Raw genomic sequence first — 17,923 nt, 5'->3', positions numbered from 1 at the left:
CTGCAGGCGCTGTGGCATTATAAGATGTGCCCGTTTGGCACAAGCTGGGCGTCCGGGGTAGGACTCGTGAGGCTCGCTAAAGCATGATGTTGACGGCGATCGGTCTGATGAGCGGCACCTCGCTCGACGGGGTGGACGTCGCCATGATCGAGACCGACGGCAGACGGATCCAGGCCTTCGGGCCTTCCGGCTACCGGGCTTATACCGATCCGGAGCGAAAGCTGCTGCGGGAGGCGCTCGCAGGGGCCGTTCACCTGGCTGAGCGCGATGCGCGGCCTGGTGTGCTGTCCGAGGCCGAACGTGTCGTCACCTTGGCCCATGCGGAAGCGGTGAAGACCTTTACCGCCCAGCACCGGATTGCGCCCGAGGAGATCGACATTGTCGGCTTCCATGGCCAGACCGTGCTGCACCGGCCCGAACGCAAGCTGACCGTGCAGATCGGCGACGCTGCGGCGCTGGCCAAAGCCATCCATATCCCGGTGATGTCTGATTTCCGTGCGGCCGATGTCGCGGCCGGGGGGCAGGGCGCGCCATTCGTGCCGGTCTATCACCGCGCGCTGGTGCAGTCGCTGGAACGACAAGGGCCGATCGTTGTGGTGAATATCGGCGGCGTTTCCAATATTACCTATATCGATGGCGCCGATACGCTGATCGCCTGCGACACCGGGCCCGGCAATGCGCTGCTCGACGATTTCATGCAGCGGACGACCGGGCAGAGCTTTGATTGCGACGGCCGGATGGCGGCGCAAGGAACGGCGGATGAGACCTGGATTGCACGGGTGCTTGATCATCCGTTCTTTGCCAGGCGGCCGCCGAAATCGCTCGATCGCAACGATTTCGCGCATTTCAAGCTGGGCGAGATGGCACCGGCCGATGGCGCTGCCACGCTGACCGGGCTCACCGCGGCGGCGATCGCGCGGATCGTGCCGCTGCTGCCGAAGCCGCCGCAAGGTTGGATCATCTCCGGCGGCGGCGCACGCAATCTCACCATGATGCGGATGCTGCGCGAACGCCTCGCGCCGGCGCGCGTCGAAGCCGCCAATGCGCTCGGCTGGTCGGCGGATGCGATCGAAGCGCAAGCCTTCGGCTTCCTCGCCGTCCGGGGATTGAAGGGCCTGCCGCTAAGCTATCCAGCGACCACGGGTGTGCCAATGCCGATGACCGGTGGGGTGATTGCGCGACCTTGACAGGTTAATGCATTTGCATGTAATTAGATGCGAATGCATGAAAACTGCGAGGTTCGGGATGGCTGCCCCGCTGAAGCTGATCAGTCACAAACTTTGTCCCTACGTCCAGCGCGCGGTGATCGCGCTGTCCGAGAAGGGTGTGCCGTTCGAGCGGATCGATATCGATCTCGCCGAGAAGCCGGAGTGGTTTCTCAATATTTCCCCGCTCGGCAAAGTCCCCGTGCTCGTCGTCGCCTCGGATGATGGTGAGGTGGCGCTGTTCGAGAGCAACGTCATTTGCGAGTACATCGAGGATAGCCAGCAGGGAACCAGGCTGCATCCGCAGGATGCGCTGACGCGCGCCCAGCACCGCGCCTGGATGGAATTCGGCTCCGCCATCCTGGCAGACCTGTGGGGACTCGAGACCACCACGGATCCCGCGACGTTCGCGAATAAGCGGGCGGCGATTGCCGCGAAGTTTGCGCGCGTCGAAGGGGCGTTGGGCTTGGGCCCGTTTTTCGCAGGCGAAAGTTTCAGCCTCGTGGATGCGGTGTTTGCGCCGATATTTCGCTACTTCGATGTGTTCGATGAAATCGTTGACCTCAGTGTCTTCGATGAAACGCCGAAAGTCCGTCGCTGGCGCGTTGAGCTCGCGCGCCGGCCGAGCGTTCGCTCCGCCGTCGGATCCGATTATGCGAAATTGCTGCGCGACTTTCTGCTCCGTCACGACGCGCATCTGTTGAAGCTTGCCGCGTGATGGCGTCATGTCGAGTTCGCTTGCCTGGATGGCACTGATACTCGCGGGGCTTCTCGATATCGGCTGGGCTATCTCGATGAAGTATGCCGAGGGCTACACGCGAATGGGCTGGAGCCTGATCTCGCTCGCTCTACTTGCGGCATTCGTCTTCCTGCTTGGGCGAGCCCTGCAGGCGCTGGACCTTGGGCTTGCCTACGCGGTTTGGACCGGGATCGGTGCGGTCGGGACCGTGGTCATGGGCGTGTTGCTGTTTGGCGAGGCGCTGAGTCTCACCAAGGTCGCAGGGATCGGGCTCGTGATGATCGGCATCGTCGCGTTGAAGCTTGCCCCGGGATAGCCGTGCCTGATGCTCGGCCTATGAACCGCCGGCCATGCGGGCCAAGGTGGCAACCGTGTTCATGTTGCGCGCGGTACCCGTCTCTGCCGCGGCAATGGCGAGCTTCGATCTTCCCATACCTTGCGGATAATGGACGTAGATCTCGCGGAGTCCGAGGCGGATCTCTTCATCCTGCCGCCCGCGCACACTTGCGAGCGCATCGGCCGGCGGCGCATGATCGAGGAAGATGGCGACCGTGTAGTTTGGCTTGGCCTTCGGAAATGGATTGTCGGCGGCGACCCGCGCCATCTCCGCACCGCTGCGCACCAGCACGCCGACGGGCTTGCCGGCGTAGGTTTCGAGCCGCTTCTCAAGCGCGGCCTTGATCGCGGCTTCCGACTTGCGGGTTTCGAACACGACATTGCCGCTCGCGATATAGGTGCGCACGGCGGCGAAGCCGAGTTCTTCGCACATGGCCTTGAGTTCGCTCATCGGCAATTTGCCGGTGCCGCCGACATTGACGGCACGCAGTAGGCCGATGAACGCACCCATCGCCGAACCTCGCGCGTCAACGCACGTTGGCGAGCCGCATGTCGAGATAGGCCGTGATCGTCTCCATCAGCGGCTCGAGCTTGCCGTCGAAGAAGTGATTGGCGCCTGGGATGACCTGCTGGTCGATCACGATGCCCTTCTGTGTCTTCAGCTTCTCGACCAGCGTGTTGACATCCTTCGGCGGGACCACCGCATCCTTCTCGCCGTGCACGATCAGGCCCGACGAGGGGCAGGGGGCGAGGAAGGAGAAGTCATAGAGATTGGCGGGCGGCGCGATCGAAATAAAACCTTCGACCTCGGGGCGGCGCATCAGAAGCTGCATGCCAATCCAAGCGCCGAAGGAGAAGCCGGCGACCCAGCAAGCCCGCGCCTCGGGATTGATCGTCTGCGCCCAGTCGAGCGCGGAGGCAGCGTCCGACAGCTCGCCGGTGCCGTGGTCAAAGGAACCCTGGCTGCGGCCGACCCCGCGGAAGTTGAAACGCAGCACCGAGAAGCCGCGATGCGCAAAGGCGTAATAGCACTGGTAGACGATCTGGTGATTCATCGTGCCATGGAACTGCGGATGCGGATGCAGGATCATCGCGATCGGCGCGTTCTTCTGCTTGGCCGGGTGGTAACGGCCTTCAAGGCGGCCAGCCGGGCCGTTGAAAATAACTTCAGGCATCAGTGAACCCTTGGGTGAAGGTCAGCCAACTTCGTGCTTGCTTCATCTGGTCCCCGCAGACGAAACCTCGCAGTGAAAGTGGTTGATCGGGCGTCGGGCGATGCGCGGACGACGCTTTTGTGAACCGGAGGCGGCGTTCTAACATAAGGCGAGGGGCAAAAAGCAAGCATCTTGAACATCCGCCAATGCGTTCCAGACGTTGAAGTTTTATTGGTTGCCGGCGGGGCCCGAGATCACCAGTTTGCATCTGGTGCGAGGACACGGCAGACGTTCGCCTCGGCTTTCAATAGCTATTTAGGTATAATGGCACCTTAATGTCCGACCGGGTCTACCTCGACTGGAACGCGACAACGCCGCTTCGGCCGGAGGCGGTCGAGGCGATGGCTGCGGCTTGGCGGCTTCCCGGCAACCCGTCTTCGGTCCATGCCGAAGGCAGGCAGGCCCGCCGGCTGGTGGAGGACGCCCGGGCGGCCGTTGCCAAGGCCGTTGGGGCCGTGCCGCGAAACGTGGTGTTCACCTCCAGCGGAACGGAGGCGAATGCGCTGGCACTCAGCCCTGGCCTGCACCGCGGGACGGGAGCACCGGTGCAGCGGCTGCTGGTTTCCGCCGTGGAGCACGCCTCGGTTCTGGCGGGAGGCCGATTTTCGGCCGACGCAATGACGAAGATTTCGGTAACGCGGAACGGCGTCGTGGACCTAGATCACCTGCGGCGGCTTCTTGCCGAAAGCCCGCCGGCGCTGGTCTCGATCATGGCGGCCAACAATGAAACCGGGGCGCTGCAACCGGTCCGAGAGGTGGCCGAAATCGTCCATGCCGCCGGTGGTCTGCTGCACGTCGACGCGATTCAGGCGCTTGGAAAAATATGTTTTGATATCAATGCAATAGACGCGGACCTCGCCACGTTCTCTGCACACAAGATCGGCGGACCCAAGGGTGTGGGTGCGTTGGTGCTGGCGGAGGGCGTGAGCGGACTGGAGCCGCTCTTGCGCGGTGGTGGCCAGGAACTGGGGCGCCGGGCCGGGACCGAGAACGTGGCCGGCATCGCCGGTTTCGGCGCCGCCGTCAGGGCGGCGATGGCCGCGCGCGAGGCCGAGTCGGCACGGGTGCAGGGCTTGCGGAATCGACTGGAAAGGGGGCTTCGCCAGTCCGAGGGGCTGGCGGTGTTTTCGGAACACGTGCCCCGGCTGCCCAACACGACACTTTTTACGGCACCAGGGCTGAAAGCGGAAACCGCGGTAATTGGTTTTGACCTCGCCGGCGTGGCAGTGTCCTCCGGTTCGGCCTGCTCCTCGGGCAAGGTGCAGGCTTCGCATGTGCTGCAAGCTATGGGAATTGCTGAACAATTCGCTCAGGGCGCGGTGCGCCTGAGTCTGGGCTGGTCCACGTCGGAAGCAGATATTGATCGCTGCCTGGAGGCTTGGCGAAAGCTCTCAAGTACCCTACTTAAAGGGAGCGACGAAACACGGCTTGAACGTTTCTAAGCAGGTGATTTCCTCGCGAAAGCATCGTAATAGTCTTTCGAGACTAGTCCACCGCGGTCCTTGAAACCGCGAGCGGAGGATGGAATGCCAGCCGTACAGGAGACGGTCGACCGCGTCAGGCGGATCGACGTCGATCAATATCGATATGGGTTTGAGACGCTGATCGAATCCGAGAAGGCCCCAAAGGGTCTTTCGGAAGATACCGTCCGCTTCATTTCCGCCAAGAAGAACGAGCCGGAATGGATGCTGCAGTGGCGGCTGGAGGCCTACCGCCGCTGGTTGACCATGCGTGAGCCGACCTGGGCGCGCGTCGACTACCCCAAGATCGACTACCAAGAGATCTATTACTACGCGGCGCCCAAGCCGAAGAAGCAGGTCAACTCGCTCGACGAGATCGATCCGGAGATTCTCAAGACTTATGAGAAGCTCGGCATCCCCCTGCGCGAGGTGGCGATGCTGGAAGGCATCGAGCCGCGCGTCGGCGAGACCGATCCGGTCAAGAGCAAGATCGCGGTTGACGCGGTGTTCGACTCGGTGTCGGTGGCGACCACCTTCAAGGAAGAGCTGAAGAAGGCCGGCGTGATCTTCATGCCGATCTCGGAAGCGATCCGCGAGCATCCTGAACTCGTGCAGAAGTATCTGGGTTCGGTGGTGCCAACCTCGGACAACTTCTTCGCCACCCTGAACTCGGCGGTGTTCTCCGACGGCTCGTTCGTCTACGTGCCGCCGGGTGTGCGCTGCCCGATGGAGCTGTCGACCTATTTCCGCATCAACGAGCGCAACACCGGCCAGTTCGAGCGCACCCTGATCATCGCCGACAAGGGCTCTTACGTCTCTTATCTCGAAGGCTGCACCGCGCCGCAGCGCGACGAGAACCAGCTACACGCCGCCGTGGTCGAGCTGGTCGCGCTGGACGATGCCGAGATCAAATATTCGACGGTGCAGAACTGGTATCCCGGCAATTCGGAAGGGCTGGGCGGCATCTATAATTTCGTCACCAAGCGCGGCGATTGCCGCGGCAGGAACTCCAAGATCTCCTGGACGCAGGTGGAAACCGGTTCGGCGATCACCTGGAAATATCCGAGCTGCATTCTGCGCGGCGACAATTCGCGAGGCGAGTTCTACTCGATCGCGATCTCCAACGGTTTCCAGCAGGTCGATTCCGGCACCAAGATGCTTCACCTCGGCAAGAACACGTCGAGCCGGATCATCTCCAAGGGCATCGCCGCCGGGAAGTCGCAGAACACCTATCGCGGTCTTGTCACCGCGCACCGTAAAGCGACAGGGGCACGCAACTTCACCGCCTGCGACTCGCTGCTGATCGGCGACAAATGTGGTGCGCACACCGTGCCCTACATCGAGGCCAAGAACTCCTCGGCCACGTTCGAGCACGAGGCGACGACCTCGAAGATCTCCGAGGACGTGCTGTTCTACTGCACGCAACGCGGCCTGTCGGAGGAGGAGGCGGTCGGCCTCGTTGTCAACGGCTTCGTCAAGGACGTACTGCAGCAGTTGCCGATGGAGTTCGCGGTCGAGGCGCAGAAGCTGATCTCGATCTCGCTCGAAGGATCGGTCGGATAATGGTCGTCCCGCGAGCCCTCGACCGACGCGGCTTGCATCACACTGGACGGCATTTTTCAGGGATTAAGACGAATGGCGTTACTTGAAGTCAGAGATTTGCATGTCCGGGTCGAGGATCGCGAAATCCTCCACGGGCTCGACCTCACCGTGAATGCGGGCGAGGTGCACGCGATCATGGGGCCGAACGGCTCCGGAAAATCCACGCTCTCGCATGTGATCGCCGGCAAGCCCGGCTATGAAGTCACCGACGGTCAGATCCTGTTCAAGGGCGAGGACCTGCTCGCCATGGAGCCCGACGAGCGCGCCGCCAAGGGCGTGTTTCTCGCCTTCCAATATCCGGTCGAAATTCCCGGCGTCGCCACCATGAACTTCTTGCGCACCGCGTTGAACGCGCAGCGCAAGGCCCGTGGCGAGGACGAATATTCGACGCCGGACTTCCTGAAAAAGGTCCGCGAGGTCGCAAAATCGCTGAACATTCCGCAGGACATGCTCAAGCGTGGCGTCAATGTCGGCTTCTCCGGCGGTGAGAAGAAGCGCAACGAGGTTTTGCAGATGGCGCTATTCGAGCCGAGCCTGTGCATTCTCGACGAGATGGACTCCGGCCTCGACATCGACGCGCTGCGGATTGCTGCCGACGGTGTCAATGCGCTGCGTTCGCCGGATCGCGCGATGGTCGTCATCACTCACTACCAGCGGCTGCTGAACTATATCGTCCCGGACTTCGTCCACGTGATGTCCAGGGGCCGCGTGGTGAAGAGCGGCGACAAGCAGCTCGCGCTTGAGCTCGAAGCTTCCGGCTATGCGCAATTCGAGGATGCGGCCTGAGCCTTAAGGAATTTCCAATGAACTTGGTTCTGGCCAAAACCGATACCGAACGCGCGGTGAGCAATGTGTTTGCGACCGCGCGAGACCGGCTGCCCGGCGCAGGTGAGGTCGCGGAGGCGCGCCGCCGAGCCTTCGAGGCTTATGAGCGTGCGGGCCTGCCGCACCGGCGCATCGAGGAATGGAAATATACCGATCTGCGCGCGCTGATGCGCGAGGTGGCGCCGCTGGCGGGCCGGCCGGATGCGGCCGCGATCACGCGGGCGAAGGCTGCGCTCGAGCTCGTTGCGGTTGATGGCGCCGCCAAGCTGGTGCTGGTCGATGGCGTGTTCGTGCCCGAACTCTCCGGCATTGCCGAGCTCGGCGCCGGCATCAGCGTGCGGACGCTGCGCGAAATTCTTGAGAACGGCGCCAATGATGCGAGGAGCGATCTGCTGCTCACGTCGACCACGGATGCTGTGATCTCGCTCAATACCGCGATGGTGACCGACGGCGTCGTGATCAGCGTCGCTGACGGCACGGCGCTCTCCCGTCCGATCCAGATCGTGCATGTCGCGACGGCGTCCTCCGCATCGGCGTTCACGCGCTCGCACGTCAAGCTCGGCAAGGCTGCGCGTGCAACCTTCATCGAGAGCTTCGTGGCCGCTGAGGGCGCAAGCGCCTATCAGGCCAATGATGCGGTGATTCTCTGGGTCGGAGATGGGGCCGAGCTCTCGCATCTTCGCGTCGTGGCGGATGCTGCGGATGCCGTCAACATCTCCTCAGGGATCGTTACCGTCGGGGCGAAGGCAAAACTCAACCTGTTCAACATGACCCGGGGCGGCGCGGTCAGCCGCTACCAGGTTTTCATCACGCTGGCGGGCGAGGGTTCGGACCTTTCCGTCAACGGCATCAACTTGCTCAAGGACAAGCAGCACGGCGACACCACGCTGGTGGTCGACCATGCGGTGCCCCATTGTACCAGCCGCGAGAATTTCCGCGCAGTGGTCGACGACCGCGGGCATTCGGTGTTCCAGGGGCGCATCATCGTCCGCCCCGATGCGCAGAAGACCGACGGCAAGATGATGACGCGGGCGCTGCTCTTGTCCGATGAGGCCGAGGCCGACAACAAGCCGGAACTGGAAATCTTCGCCGACGACGTCACCTGCGGCCATGGCGCGACCTCGGGCGCCCTGGACGAGAGCCTGTTGTTCTATCTGCGAGCGCGCGGCCTTTGCGAAAAGGACGCGCAGGCGCTCTTGATCCAGGCGTTCCTGGGCGAGGCGATCGAGGAGATTGCCGACGAGAGCCTGCGTGAGTTCGTGATGGCGCAAGCCGAGCGCTGGCTGGAGGTACGGCGATGAGCACGCATCCGGCCGTCCTCAACGGAGCCTATGACGTTGCTCGCGTGCGCGAGGATTTTCCGGCGCTGGCGATGCAGATCTACGGCAAGCCGCTGGTCTATCTCGACAACGCGGCTTCCGCGCAGAAGCCGAAGGCGGTGCTCGACCGCGTGATGCAGGCCTACACCAGCGAGTACGCCAACGTCCATCGCGGCCTGCACTATCTCGCCAACGCGGCGACCGAAGCCTATGAGGGCGCCCGCACCAAGGTGGCGCAGTTCCTCAACGCGCGGCGGCCCGAGGAGATCATCTTCACCCGCAACGTCACCGAGGCGATCAACCTGGTCGCCTCCTCATGGGGCGAGCCGAATATCGGCGAGGGCGACGAGATCGTGCTCTCCATCATGGAGCACCATTCCAACATCGTCCCCTGGCATTTCCTCAGGGAGCGGCACGGTGCCGTGATTAAATGGGCGCCGGTGGACGACGACGGCAATTTCCTCATCGAAGAGTTCGAGAAACTGCTGACGTCCCGCACCAAGCTGGTCGCTATCACGCAGATGTCGAATGCGCTCGGCACGGTGGTACCGGTCAAGGACGTAGTCAGACTTGCGCATGCCCGCGGCATCAAGGTGCTGGTCGATGGCGCGCAAGGGGCGGTGCATCTTCCGGTCGACGTGCAGGCTATCGACTGCGATTTCTACGCTTTCACCGGCCACAAGCTCTATGGGCCGACCGGCATCGGCGCGCTTTACGCCAAGCATGATCTGCTGGTGGAGATGCGGCCCTATAACGGTGGCGGCGAGATGATCCGTGAGGTGGCAAAGGATTGGGTCACCTATGGCGATCCCCCGCACAAATTCGAAGCAGGTACGCCGCCGATCGTCCAGGCGATCGGGCTGGGTGCCGCGATCGACTATGTCAACTCGATCGGCAAGGAGCGCATTGCCGCGCATGAGCACGACCTCGTCGCTTACGCGGAGGACCGTCTGCGCGAAATCAACTCGCTGCGCCTGATCGGAACGGCGAAAGGCAAGGGGCCGCTGATTTCTTTTGAGATGACAGGCGCGCATCCCCACGATGTCGCGACCGTCATCGACCGACAGGGCATCGCGGTTCGTGCCGGCACCCATTGCGTGATGCCGCTTTTAGAGCGGTTCAACGTGACGGCCACCTGCCGCGCATCCTTTGCGATGTATAATACGCGTGAAGAAGTGGACCATCTGGCACGAGCGCTGATCAAGGCGCGGGAATTGTTCGCATGACCGATACGACCGACACGGCCGAAGCCCAGTTGAGCCACATGGAGACACAATCGGCGCTGCCGCCGGAAGAAACCGAGCGGCTGACCAAGGACATCATCGCGGCGCTGAAGACGGTGTTCGATCCCGAAATCCCGGCCGACATCTACGAGCTCGGCCTGATCTACAAGGTCGACATCAAGGACGACCGCTCTGTCGACGTGGTGATGACGCTGACGACCCCGAATTGTCCGGCCGCCGGCGAGCTGCCGACGATGGTGGAGAATGCGATCGCGAGCGTTCCCGGGGTCGGTATGGTCAATGTCAGCGTGGTCTGGGAACCGGTCTGGTCGCCGGAGCGGATGAGCGACGAGGCGCGACTCGTCCTGAATATGTGGTGAGGCGTTTCGCAAGAGTAAGGCCAACTGCAGCATGATCCGGCATTGATTTGCCGATGGGACTGACCACATGACTAATATGACACAGGCTTCTCCCAACCCAGCTTCCAAGCCGAAGGCGCGGCCGCGTCCGCAGGTTATGAAACTGACCGATGCCGCGGCGCAGCGCGTACTGGAGCTGACCAGGCGTGCCGATTCCGAAATCGTCGGCTTGCGTGTCGGCGTCAAGAATGGTGGCTGTGCCGGACAGTCGTACACAGTGGAATACGCCCACGAAATCCGCTCGACCGATGAGGTCGTCGAGGACAAGGGCGTGAAGATCCTGGTCGATCCCAAAGCTGTCTTGTTCCTCCTGGGGACCGAGATGGATTACAAGGTCGACAAGATGCAGGCGCAGTTCGTCTTTAACAATCCCAACCAGGTTTCCGCCTGCGGCTGCGGTGAATCCGTTCAGCTAAAGCCTGCGCAGGTTTAGCTTCGCCGAGCCCGAGCATGCTAGCCTCATGCTGAGGCGCCGCCCTGTGCGGCGTCTCGAAGTATGGCCGCGAGTGGGGGGCTTCATGGTTCGAGACGCACTTCGCGCTCCTCACCATGAGGGTTGACGTCGGGGTGAGGCGCCAATGGACCGCGATTTCCTGATCGATCTGTTCGTCGATTTCGGTCCTGTCACCATCCGGCGAATGTTTTCCGGCTTCGGTATCTCCGCTGATGGGACCAACTTCGCGCTGGCGCTGCGTAGTGGGCTTTATTTCCGGGCCGACGAAATCACGATCCCGCAATTCGAAGCCGAGGGCTCGCGGCCGTTTCAATACCAGACCCGTACCAAGACCGTGACGGTTGGCTCCTACTGGCAGTTGCCGGCGCGGCTGTTCGATGATTCCGAAGAACTCGCCGAGTGGGCGAGGGCGGCGCTGGCCGCAGCCCAGCGTGCGGCAATGAGGAAACGAGCGAAGGTGCGGAAGGCATCGGCCAAGAAGCCCGTGAAGAAGAAGGTCACGAAGAGCGCGCAGCGTAGGATAGGCAAAGCGATGCGTCCGCCGAAGCTCGGAGAGCGAAGGCGGAAGCGTGCCCACCGTTCGGGGTAACGGGCTGGAGAAGTGGTGGACACGGCGCTGTGCGGGCCTTTGCCCCCTTTCAGCGGCTGCGCCGATTTCACGCCACTTGGCCCCGCATCTCGGCGGTATATTCCGGATCGACTTCGCAGACCACGCGGTTGCGGCCGGCGCGCTTGGCGGCATAGAGACAGGCGTCCGCGCGCTCGATCAGGGAGTCCGTGTCGTCGTCCGGCTTGAGCATGGAGACACCGACCGAGATGGTTACGCGGCCGAGAATCTCGCCAGTCGACTTCTTCTTCAATTCCTTGGCCATGATCGCGCGGCGGATGTGATCGGCAACCGTCAGCGCCTGGCGCAACGCGGTATTGGGCAGCACGACCGCAAACTCCTCGCCGCCGTAGCGCGCGGTGATGTCCTGGCCCTTGATGGTCTGCTTCAGTGACATGCCGACCAGCCGCAGCACCTGATCTCCAGTGAGATGGCCGTAGGAATCGTTGAACGACTTGAAATGATCGATGTCGAACATGAGCAGCGACAGCGGCTGATTGTTCGCCAGCGCGTTCTGTACCTCGGTCTCGATCATGCGGTCGAAATATTTGCGATTTCCAAGTCCCGTCAGCGGGTCGGTCAGGCTTTCCGCCCGGATCGCCTCGAGACTCTGCTGCAGATTGCTGATCTCGGTTCGCGACAAGGTGAGCCGCTGTTCGAGCGCCATGTTGGTCTCGCGCATCTCGCGCGTCGACTTCAGCAGCATTTCCACGATCGGCTTGACCTGCGCGGCCGTACGCGCGGTCGAAAGTTTTTGCGCCGCACCGTCGAGGCAGACCTCATAGCTTTCGGACATGCCGAGGGCATCGGTGAGGAGCTTTAAGACCTCATCGATTTCCCCGATGACGCGCGCGCCGACCTTGTCGATGCGGTCGGTGGTTTTGATGTGGGAGAGATAGGTGTCGTAGATCTGCTCGAGATCGGCCTCGGTCAGCTTGCCATTGCGCGCTAGCGTCTCATTGATGATCTTGTTGAGCGGCGCGTTGTATCCGGTCGCGTAGACGTACCAGATTTCATAGTTGCGAGGGATGGCTGTCTGGCGGAGAGACCTGATCTGCCCAAGGGCGACTTCGGCAAACGCCATCGTGCGTTCGTGTTCGTCGAGCACCTTGACCACTGTTATGCCCCCATAGCAGGGCCGCGCCGCCCGCTTGCAGCAATCGCTCAAATTATAGCGGGCACGTTAATAGACGATCGTGAACGAGCGGTAAATAGGTGCTTCTTCAGACGCGGGCGCGCACCGGCCGCAGCAGGAAGGCCGGAAGATGGGAGTGGTCGGCCGGCTCGGAATCAATGTCGCGCGCGCGCCGCGGCTCGCCGCGTTGCGTGATCGACGGTGTGCGCTGTGCGGCCGGCGATTGTTGTCCCGGCGCACCGTGGTGGCGCCCGCCACCATGGCGCGTCTCGCGCTCTCGGCCACCCTTGCGTCCGCGGCGCGACGATTCGTGTGACCTGTGCTCGCGAGGATGCTCACTCTCTTCGGCGGTTTCGCTGGAGAAATCGCCTTCGGCGCGGGGAATGCTTTGCCCGATCAGCTTTTCGATCGCCGCGACCGACTTCTGGTCCACCGGCGTGACGATGGAAATCGCCGTTCCACTGCGGCCCGCGCGCCCCGTGCGGCCGATGCGGTGGACATAATCGTCGGGATGATGAGGGACGTCGAAATTGAAGACGTGACTGACTTCGGGAATATCGAGGCCGCGTGCAGCGACATCGGAGGCGACAAGCAGCGGCAGTTCACCCTTGCGGAATTGATCGAGCGCTGCCATGCGCGCCGGTTGATCCATGTCGCCATGTAGGGCGCCAACGGAAAAGCCATGCTTCTGCAGCGACTTGTGAAGGATAGCGACCTCGCGCTTGCGATTGCAGAAGATGATCGCGTTCTTGAGGTCCTTGGCTCCGCGCAACAGGCGACGCAGTAGCTCGCGCTTTTGGTGCGGTTCGCTGCTGGCGGGCACCTGCGATTGCGTGACCGTGGAGGCGGTGGTCGCGGGCCTGGAGACCTCGACCTTGACGGGATTGTGCAGGAAGGCCTCAGTGACGCGCCGAATCTCCGGCGGCATCGTCGCGGTAAAGAACAGGGTCTGGCGAGTAAACGGAACGAGCTTGCAGATGCGCTCGATGTCGGGGATGAAGCCCATGTCGAGCATGCGGTCGGCTTCGTCGATCACCAGGAGCTCGACCCCGGTGAGAAGCAGCCCGCCGCGCTCGGTGTGGTCGAGCAGCCGGCCGGGAGTTGCGATCAGAACGTCGACGCCCCTGGTCAATTTGGAGTCCTGATCGCCGAACGAGACGCCGCCGATCAGGAGCGCGACGTTGAGCTTCTGGCCCGCACCATAGCGATCAAAATTCTCTTTGACCTGGGCGGCCAGCTCGCGCGTTGGTTCCAGGATCAGGGTGCGCGGCATGCGGGCCCGGGCGCGACCTTTCTCCAGGATGGTGAGCATGGGAAGCACGAAGGCTGCGGTCTTGCCAGTGCCGGTCTGGGCGATGCCGAGGACGTCTCGACGGGCCAACACGTGCGGAATTGCCTGATCTTGGATAGGCGTGGGGTTGGTGTAGCCGGTGGCCGCAACGGCCGCTAACACCTTGTCGGATAGACCGAGATGGGAAAAAGACATTGAGCCTCTAGTCGAAACCGCCGTTTGGTATCGAGGGGGTAAAAGGCTGTCGCGTGCAACCCCGAAACGGCGCGCTTTCAAAAGCTGGGGGCGCTGACTTACGCTGACGGCGGCACTTCAGCGGAATCGCTTGTTCGATTACCTGCCGCTTCAAGCCGGAACATAGGGTGGAATCGCTGGAAGTCAATGGAGCAGGCGCGGGAAGCGCCGAAAAAACCTAACGTTTTCGCCTAAATACCTGTCAGCCCTGCGCTGCCACGATGGTTTCCAAAGCCTATCCTGGAGGTCGCGGCTCCGGGCAGGATGACGACGCGCTTCGCCACGCCGCACCGAGCGAGCGGGTAAGGAGGCTATCGCGGTTGGCGCGCCGAACTGCCGGTATCGCTGCATCGACTATCGTCAGGGTGATCCGAGACAGGGAATTTTCATGACGTGGATGTCGGAGGCGGTGCTGGGCTGCGCTGTTGCGGGCTGGCTGACGGTGCCGGCCGCGCCGGCGCAAGGGGAGAAGCGCATTGCGCTTGTGATCGGTAACAACGACGACAAGAACGTGTCGAAGCTGCGGAAGGCGATGTGACCGCGACGAGCTGGCATCGTTCCGCTGATTCAACGGGCTTGCTGGTCCATTGCACGCACTTGATGTCGTATCGCCGCGCGATCCGCGAGGTGCGCGTCGGCATCGATAGCGCGGTGCCGGATCGCCTGCTGAAGATGCCGCGCCCTGCGGATCTGAAGGATCCAGAGCTTGTGCCATTGGTTCAGTTCGCCTCGAGCCGACCTATCGCGATGGCAGCGTGTCGGAGATCAGGCGTTTTCGCGCATAATGCGACAGCACTATTGCCATTTCCGCGCGTATTTTGTTGCTCATATGCAACTTACGCGGTCAAAGTGACGCCGGTGGTCCGCCAAGCCAGGGTTCCATGTCGCTCGCCTTAAGCGTGTAGCGTACTATCACTCAACAATCTGCTCGCTGTGCTTTGGAGGGGCTTCCATGAAACGGCATCTTGGTTGGGTTTTCGCGTCTGTTATTTCGATCGCAGGCTTTGACGGCGCTTCGGCGGCCGATCTCGCGGCACGGCCTTACACCAAGGCGCCGCCGGCCCCCGCGCCCGTCCTCTACGACTGGAGCGGCTTCTACATCGGCGTCAACGGCGGCGGTGGCTCGTCGCGCAATTGCTGGGACCTTGTAGCGGATATCTTTGCCACTCTGCCCGGGCCGGAAGGTTGCCATAACGCAACCGGCGGCACGGCTGGTGGTCAAATCGGCTATCGCTGGCAGACAGCCAGTTGGGTGTTCGGTCTCGAAGGGCAGGGCAACTGGGCTGATTTCAGAGGCAGTAATACCAGCCTTCTCTTCCCGCCCGACTTCAACCGTTCGCGACTCGATGCTTTTGGGTTGCTCACCGGGCAGGTTGGCTACGCCTGGAACAATGTCCTGCTCTACGTCAAGGGCGGTGCAGCCGTAGTCGGCAATAGGTATGACGCGTTCAGTGGGACCGGCGCGTTGCTGGCCAGGGCGGACGAAACCCGTTGGGGCGGCACGGTCGGCGCCGGTCTGGAGTTTGGCTTCGCGCCAAACTGGTCAATCGGTGTCGAGTACGACCATCTGTTCATGGGCAGCCGCAACGTCAATCTCACGGATGCGGCCGGCGCGTTCTTCGAGACGGAGCATATCCGTCAGGAGGTCGACATTGGCCTGGTTCGCCTGAACTGGCGCTTCGGCGGCTTTGGCGGCTTGGGCGCTCCGGTCGCTGCCCGTTATTAATTTCGGTAGTCCGCAACCAGTTCAAGCCCCGGTCTTGGCCGGGGCTTGTCGTTTGGGCACGGGAACACCGGCGATCGCTTTTAGCCGGTGATGGAGTAGCCGCCGTCGACGGGTACCGCGGTGCCGGTGACGAAGTCGGAAGCGGACGAGGCGAGAAACACTGCAATTCCCGCGAAGTCGTCGATCGCACCCCAGCGTGCCGCGGGCGTACGTGCCAGCACGCGCTCATGCAGGCCGCCGATCTCGGCGCGGGCGCGTTTTGTGAGGTCGGTGTCGATCCAACCCGGCAGAATCGCATTGACCTGGATATTGTCGGCGGCCCAGGCGCAAGCGCATGAACGCGTGAACTGCACGATGCCGCCCTTGCTCGCAGCATAGGCCGGCGCGAAGCTCGCGCCGAAGATCGACATCATCGAGCCGATGTTGATGATCTTGCCGCCGCCGGCTTCCTTCATGGCGGGATGTACAGCTTTCGAACAAACAAAAGCGCTGGTGAGGTTGGTGTCGATCACCCGCTCCCATTCATCGAGCTCGAGTGCGTGCGGCGGCTTGCGGATATTGATACCGGCGTTGTTGACGAGAATATCGATGCGGCCGAACTCCCTTCCGACGCGCTCAACCATCTTGGCAACCGCGTTCCCGTCGGTGACGTCGGCGACAACAGAAATTGCCTTGGCGCCGCGGGCTGCGATCTCCGCTACCGCTTGCTCCGATTTCTCCGCATTGCGTCCGACGATAGCGAGCCTCGCGCCAGCATCGGCAAGTCCACGCGCCATGCCTAATCCAATGCCGCCATTGCCGCCGGTGACGATTGCGACCTTGTCGCCGAGATCGAACAGTTCGGATTTCATTGTGGATCTACTCCAAAAGATTTCAGCCCTTGGCTTGCCAGATGAAGATCAACCCGAGGGCGGCCAAGGCGACGCCATAGCCTGCCCATTGGATTTCATCGACCATGAAGCTTTCAGGCGGCCACCTGATAACGCCGGTGCCTTGGCCGATCCAGAGTAGGCCAACGGCAAGTGCCAATAGGCCAACGATCAGAAGCGCCCTGCGCATGGTGTTTCCTCCCAAGACGTTTTGAGGGCGGTCTCTTGTCGACATTCAGCCTTCGTCCGGCCGCGCAACGCTTCGGCGGCGACGAGGGAAACTTCCGCGAGCCTAAACACAGTCCAGGGGCGTGACCACCCGCGAGCGGTTCGAATCCGCCATGGGATATGGCGCGCAACAAGGCGAGCTTCACCCGATACGGCGCTTGTCCACCTGTTGTGGAATGCAGGAATCAAAAAGCCCCGGACTAGGCCGGGGCTTCTAGGTTTGACGTCAGAAAGCGATCAGTACTTCGCGACCACCGGGCCGGTCCAGTTGAAGCGGTAGACCAGCGAGGTGCTGACGGTCTGCACCAGGGGCTTGAAGGTGACTGAATCGCCGAACAGGACGTTGGTACCGTCGAAGCGCTCGTCGACAGCCTTCTTGTCGTAATAGGCTGCGCGGTATTCGGTCTTCATGAACCAGCCGGGCGCCGTGAGGCCAAAGATGTTCAGGCTGTTTTCGACACCGCCGCCGACGAACCAGCCATTGCGGTTGAAGCTGTCGGTGTGAAGGCCGACCGGGAGGCCGCTGAAATTATCGACCAGCGTCGAGCCCGACCAGTGCGAACCGGAGTAACCGCCATTGACATAGGAGAAGACGTTCGGCGCAACGAGATAGCCGAAGCGCACGCCGGCGGCCCAAGAGTCCTGCAGCTTGATCCGGCCGGTGATGCCGTTGAAGGCATCCGAGAGGCTGCCGCGCAGACTGCCGAACTGGCCGTCAGCGAACACGCCAACCACCCAGCTATTGTTGAACTGCCAGTCGTAGCCGAGACCGACGGTGCCGAACCAACCATCGCCGCCCTGGCGCTGATCAATCGTCAGCGGCACGGCGCCCACGGTCGTCTGCGTGTGCTGGTCGGCATCCCAGATGCCGCCGCCGCCACCGCCGAAGATGTAGAAGCCGGTCCAGTTATAAGCGGGCGCGACCGGCGGAGGAGCCTTGGTGTAAGGCCGCGCCGCGAGATCGGCCGCGTTGGCCGAGCCGGTGATCGCTGCCACAGCGGACAGAGCGAGCAGGAGCTTTTTCATTGTCATTCCTT

General features: G+C 62.3%; 20 protein-coding genes and 1 pseudogene. 14 read left to right on the top strand and 7 right to left on the bottom strand.

Going from position 1 to position 17,923, the window contains the following annotated elements; all coding sequences use genetic code 11:
- The first annotated feature begins 83 nt into the window (after positions 1-83).
- Genes F758_RS0121280 through F758_RS0121270 form a run of 3 tightly spaced genes read left to right on the top strand, consistent with a single transcriptional unit; the run spans position 84 to position 2,260 of the window.
- Positions 84-1,187 carry an anhydro-N-acetylmuramic acid kinase gene (locus tag F758_RS0121280; RefSeq protein ID WP_024509771.1) on the top strand — a complete coding sequence of 368 codons (1,104 nt, stop codon included), beginning with the start codon at positions 84-86 and terminating at the stop codon, positions 1,185-1,187.
- A 58-nt stretch (positions 1,188-1,245) separates the two neighbouring features.
- Positions 1,246-1,923: a glutathione S-transferase family protein gene (locus F758_RS0121275; RefSeq protein WP_024509770.1), complete on the top strand. Its 678-nt coding sequence runs from the start codon at positions 1,246-1,248 to the stop codon at positions 1,921-1,923.
- A 7-nt stretch (positions 1,924-1,930) separates the two neighbouring features.
- Complete coding sequence (locus F758_RS0121270; RefSeq protein WP_024509769.1) at positions 1,931-2,260, top strand: DMT family transporter; 330 nt, start codon at positions 1,931-1,933, stop codon at positions 2,258-2,260.
- Between the two features lie 18 nt (positions 2,261-2,278).
- Here the strand turns inward: F758_RS0121270 and F758_RS0121265 are convergent, their stop codons facing one another.
- Together F758_RS0121265 and F758_RS0121260 are read right to left on the bottom strand one after the other, a co-directional pair.
- Positions 2,279-2,791, bottom strand: coding sequence for a DUF1697 domain-containing protein (locus F758_RS0121265; RefSeq protein ID WP_024509768.1), 513 nt, complete (start codon positions 2,789-2,791; stop codon positions 2,279-2,281).
- 16 nt (positions 2,792-2,807) lie between these two features.
- Positions 2,808-3,455: an alpha/beta hydrolase gene (locus F758_RS0121260; protein ID WP_006614822.1), complete on the bottom strand. Its 648-nt coding sequence runs from the start codon at positions 3,453-3,455 to the stop codon at positions 2,808-2,810.
- A gap of 314 nt (positions 3,456-3,769) precedes the next feature.
- Between F758_RS0121260 and F758_RS0121255 the strand changes: the two genes are divergently transcribed.
- The 8 genes from F758_RS0121255 to F758_RS0121220 all read left to right on the top strand — a co-directional run bounded on the left by F758_RS0121255 (position 3,770) and on the right by F758_RS0121220 (position 11,385).
- Positions 3,770-4,936 carry a cysteine desulfurase family protein gene (locus F758_RS0121255; protein WP_024509767.1) on the top strand — a complete coding sequence of 389 codons (1,167 nt, stop codon included), beginning with the start codon at positions 3,770-3,772 and terminating at the stop codon, positions 4,934-4,936.
- An 84-nt stretch (positions 4,937-5,020) separates the two neighbouring features.
- Positions 5,021-6,517: a Fe-S cluster assembly protein SufB gene (sufB, locus tag F758_RS0121250; RefSeq protein WP_024509766.1), complete on the top strand. Its 1,497-nt coding sequence runs from the start codon at positions 5,021-5,023 to the stop codon at positions 6,515-6,517.
- A 72-nt stretch (positions 6,518-6,589) separates the two neighbouring features.
- On the top strand, positions 6,590-7,342 hold the full coding sequence (gene sufC / locus F758_RS0121245) for a Fe-S cluster assembly ATPase SufC (protein ID WP_024509765.1): 753 nt from the start codon (positions 6,590-6,592) through the stop codon (positions 7,340-7,342).
- Positions 7,343-7,359: 17 nt separating this feature from the next.
- On the top strand, positions 7,360-8,682 hold the full coding sequence (gene sufD / locus F758_RS0121240) for a Fe-S cluster assembly protein SufD (RefSeq protein WP_024509764.1): 1,323 nt from the start codon (positions 7,360-7,362) through the stop codon (positions 8,680-8,682).
- Complete coding sequence (locus F758_RS0121235; protein WP_024509763.1) at positions 8,679-9,926, top strand: cysteine desulfurase; 1,248 nt, start codon at positions 8,679-8,681, stop codon at positions 9,924-9,926. Before sufD ends, F758_RS0121235 begins: the two co-directional genes overlap by 4 nt.
- Complete coding sequence (locus F758_RS0121230) at positions 9,923-10,303, top strand: SUF system Fe-S cluster assembly protein (protein WP_024509762.1); 381 nt, start codon at positions 9,923-9,925, stop codon at positions 10,301-10,303. The genes F758_RS0121235 and F758_RS0121230 overlap by 4 nt, the downstream gene beginning before the upstream one ends.
- Positions 10,304-10,379: 76 nt before the next feature.
- Positions 10,380-10,775, top strand: a complete 396-nt coding sequence (locus F758_RS0121225) for a HesB/IscA family protein (RefSeq protein WP_024509761.1) — start codon at positions 10,380-10,382, stop codon at positions 10,773-10,775.
- Between the two features lie 145 nt (positions 10,776-10,920).
- Positions 10,921-11,385 carry a TfoX/Sxy family protein gene (locus F758_RS0121220; protein ID WP_024509760.1) on the top strand — a complete coding sequence of 155 codons (465 nt, stop codon included), beginning with the start codon at positions 10,921-10,923 and terminating at the stop codon, positions 11,383-11,385.
- A gap of 67 nt (positions 11,386-11,452) precedes the next feature.
- Here the strand turns inward: F758_RS0121220 and F758_RS0121215 are convergent, their stop codons facing one another.
- A complete protein-coding gene (locus tag F758_RS0121215; protein ID WP_024509759.1) occupies positions 11,453-12,520 on the bottom strand; it encodes a GGDEF domain-containing protein in 1,068 nt (355 codons plus the stop codon).
- 106 nt (positions 12,521-12,626) lie between these two features.
- Entirely contained in the window at positions 12,627-14,024 is a 1,398-nt protein-coding gene (locus tag F758_RS0121210; RefSeq protein ID WP_024509758.1) for a DEAD/DEAH box helicase, read from the bottom strand.
- Positions 14,025-14,451: 427 nt separating this feature from the next.
- On the opposite strand from F758_RS0121210, the gene F758_RS49690 reads away from it, so the two are divergent.
- The 3 genes and pseudogenes from F758_RS49690 (at position 14,452) to F758_RS0121195 (ending at position 15,789) form a co-directional block, all read left to right on the top strand.
- Positions 14,452-14,601 (top strand): hypothetical protein, encoded by a 150-nt coding sequence (locus F758_RS49690; protein ID WP_157450091.1) that lies wholly within the window; start codon positions 14,452-14,454, stop codon positions 14,599-14,601.
- A pseudogene (locus tag F758_RS51940) lies at positions 14,595-14,848 on the top strand (caspase family protein); the annotation flags it as partial. The gene F758_RS49690 and the pseudogene F758_RS51940, both read left to right, overlap by 7 nt.
- A gap of 167 nt (positions 14,849-15,015) precedes the next feature.
- Positions 15,016-15,789 (top strand): outer membrane protein, encoded by a 774-nt coding sequence (locus F758_RS0121195; RefSeq protein ID WP_024509756.1) that lies wholly within the window; start codon positions 15,016-15,018, stop codon positions 15,787-15,789.
- A gap of 80 nt (positions 15,790-15,869) precedes the next feature.
- Here F758_RS0121195 and F758_RS0121190 read toward each other — a convergent pair whose 3' ends face one another.
- The 3 genes from F758_RS0121190 to F758_RS0121180 form a co-directional block, all read right to left on the bottom strand.
- Complete coding sequence (locus F758_RS0121190) at positions 15,870-16,640, bottom strand: SDR family NAD(P)-dependent oxidoreductase (RefSeq protein ID WP_024509755.1); 771 nt, start codon at positions 16,638-16,640, stop codon at positions 15,870-15,872.
- A 22-nt stretch (positions 16,641-16,662) separates the two neighbouring features.
- The gene (locus tag F758_RS0121185; RefSeq protein ID WP_024509754.1) at positions 16,663-16,848 is read right to left on the bottom strand and encodes a hypothetical protein; all 186 of its coding nucleotides are present in this window, start codon (positions 16,846-16,848) and stop codon (positions 16,663-16,665) included.
- A 275-nt stretch (positions 16,849-17,123) separates the two neighbouring features.
- Positions 17,124-17,912 (bottom strand): outer membrane protein, encoded by a 789-nt coding sequence (locus F758_RS0121180; RefSeq protein ID WP_024509753.1) that lies wholly within the window; start codon positions 17,910-17,912, stop codon positions 17,124-17,126.
- Between the last annotated feature and the right edge of the window lie 11 nt (positions 17,913-17,923).

Origin of the sequence: Bradyrhizobium sp. ARR65 (assembly GCF_000472385.1) — a bacterium.
Classification (GTDB): domain Bacteria; phylum Pseudomonadota; class Alphaproteobacteria; order Rhizobiales; family Xanthobacteraceae; genus Bradyrhizobium.
This window is presented reverse-complemented; position numbering and strand designations above follow the sequence as displayed.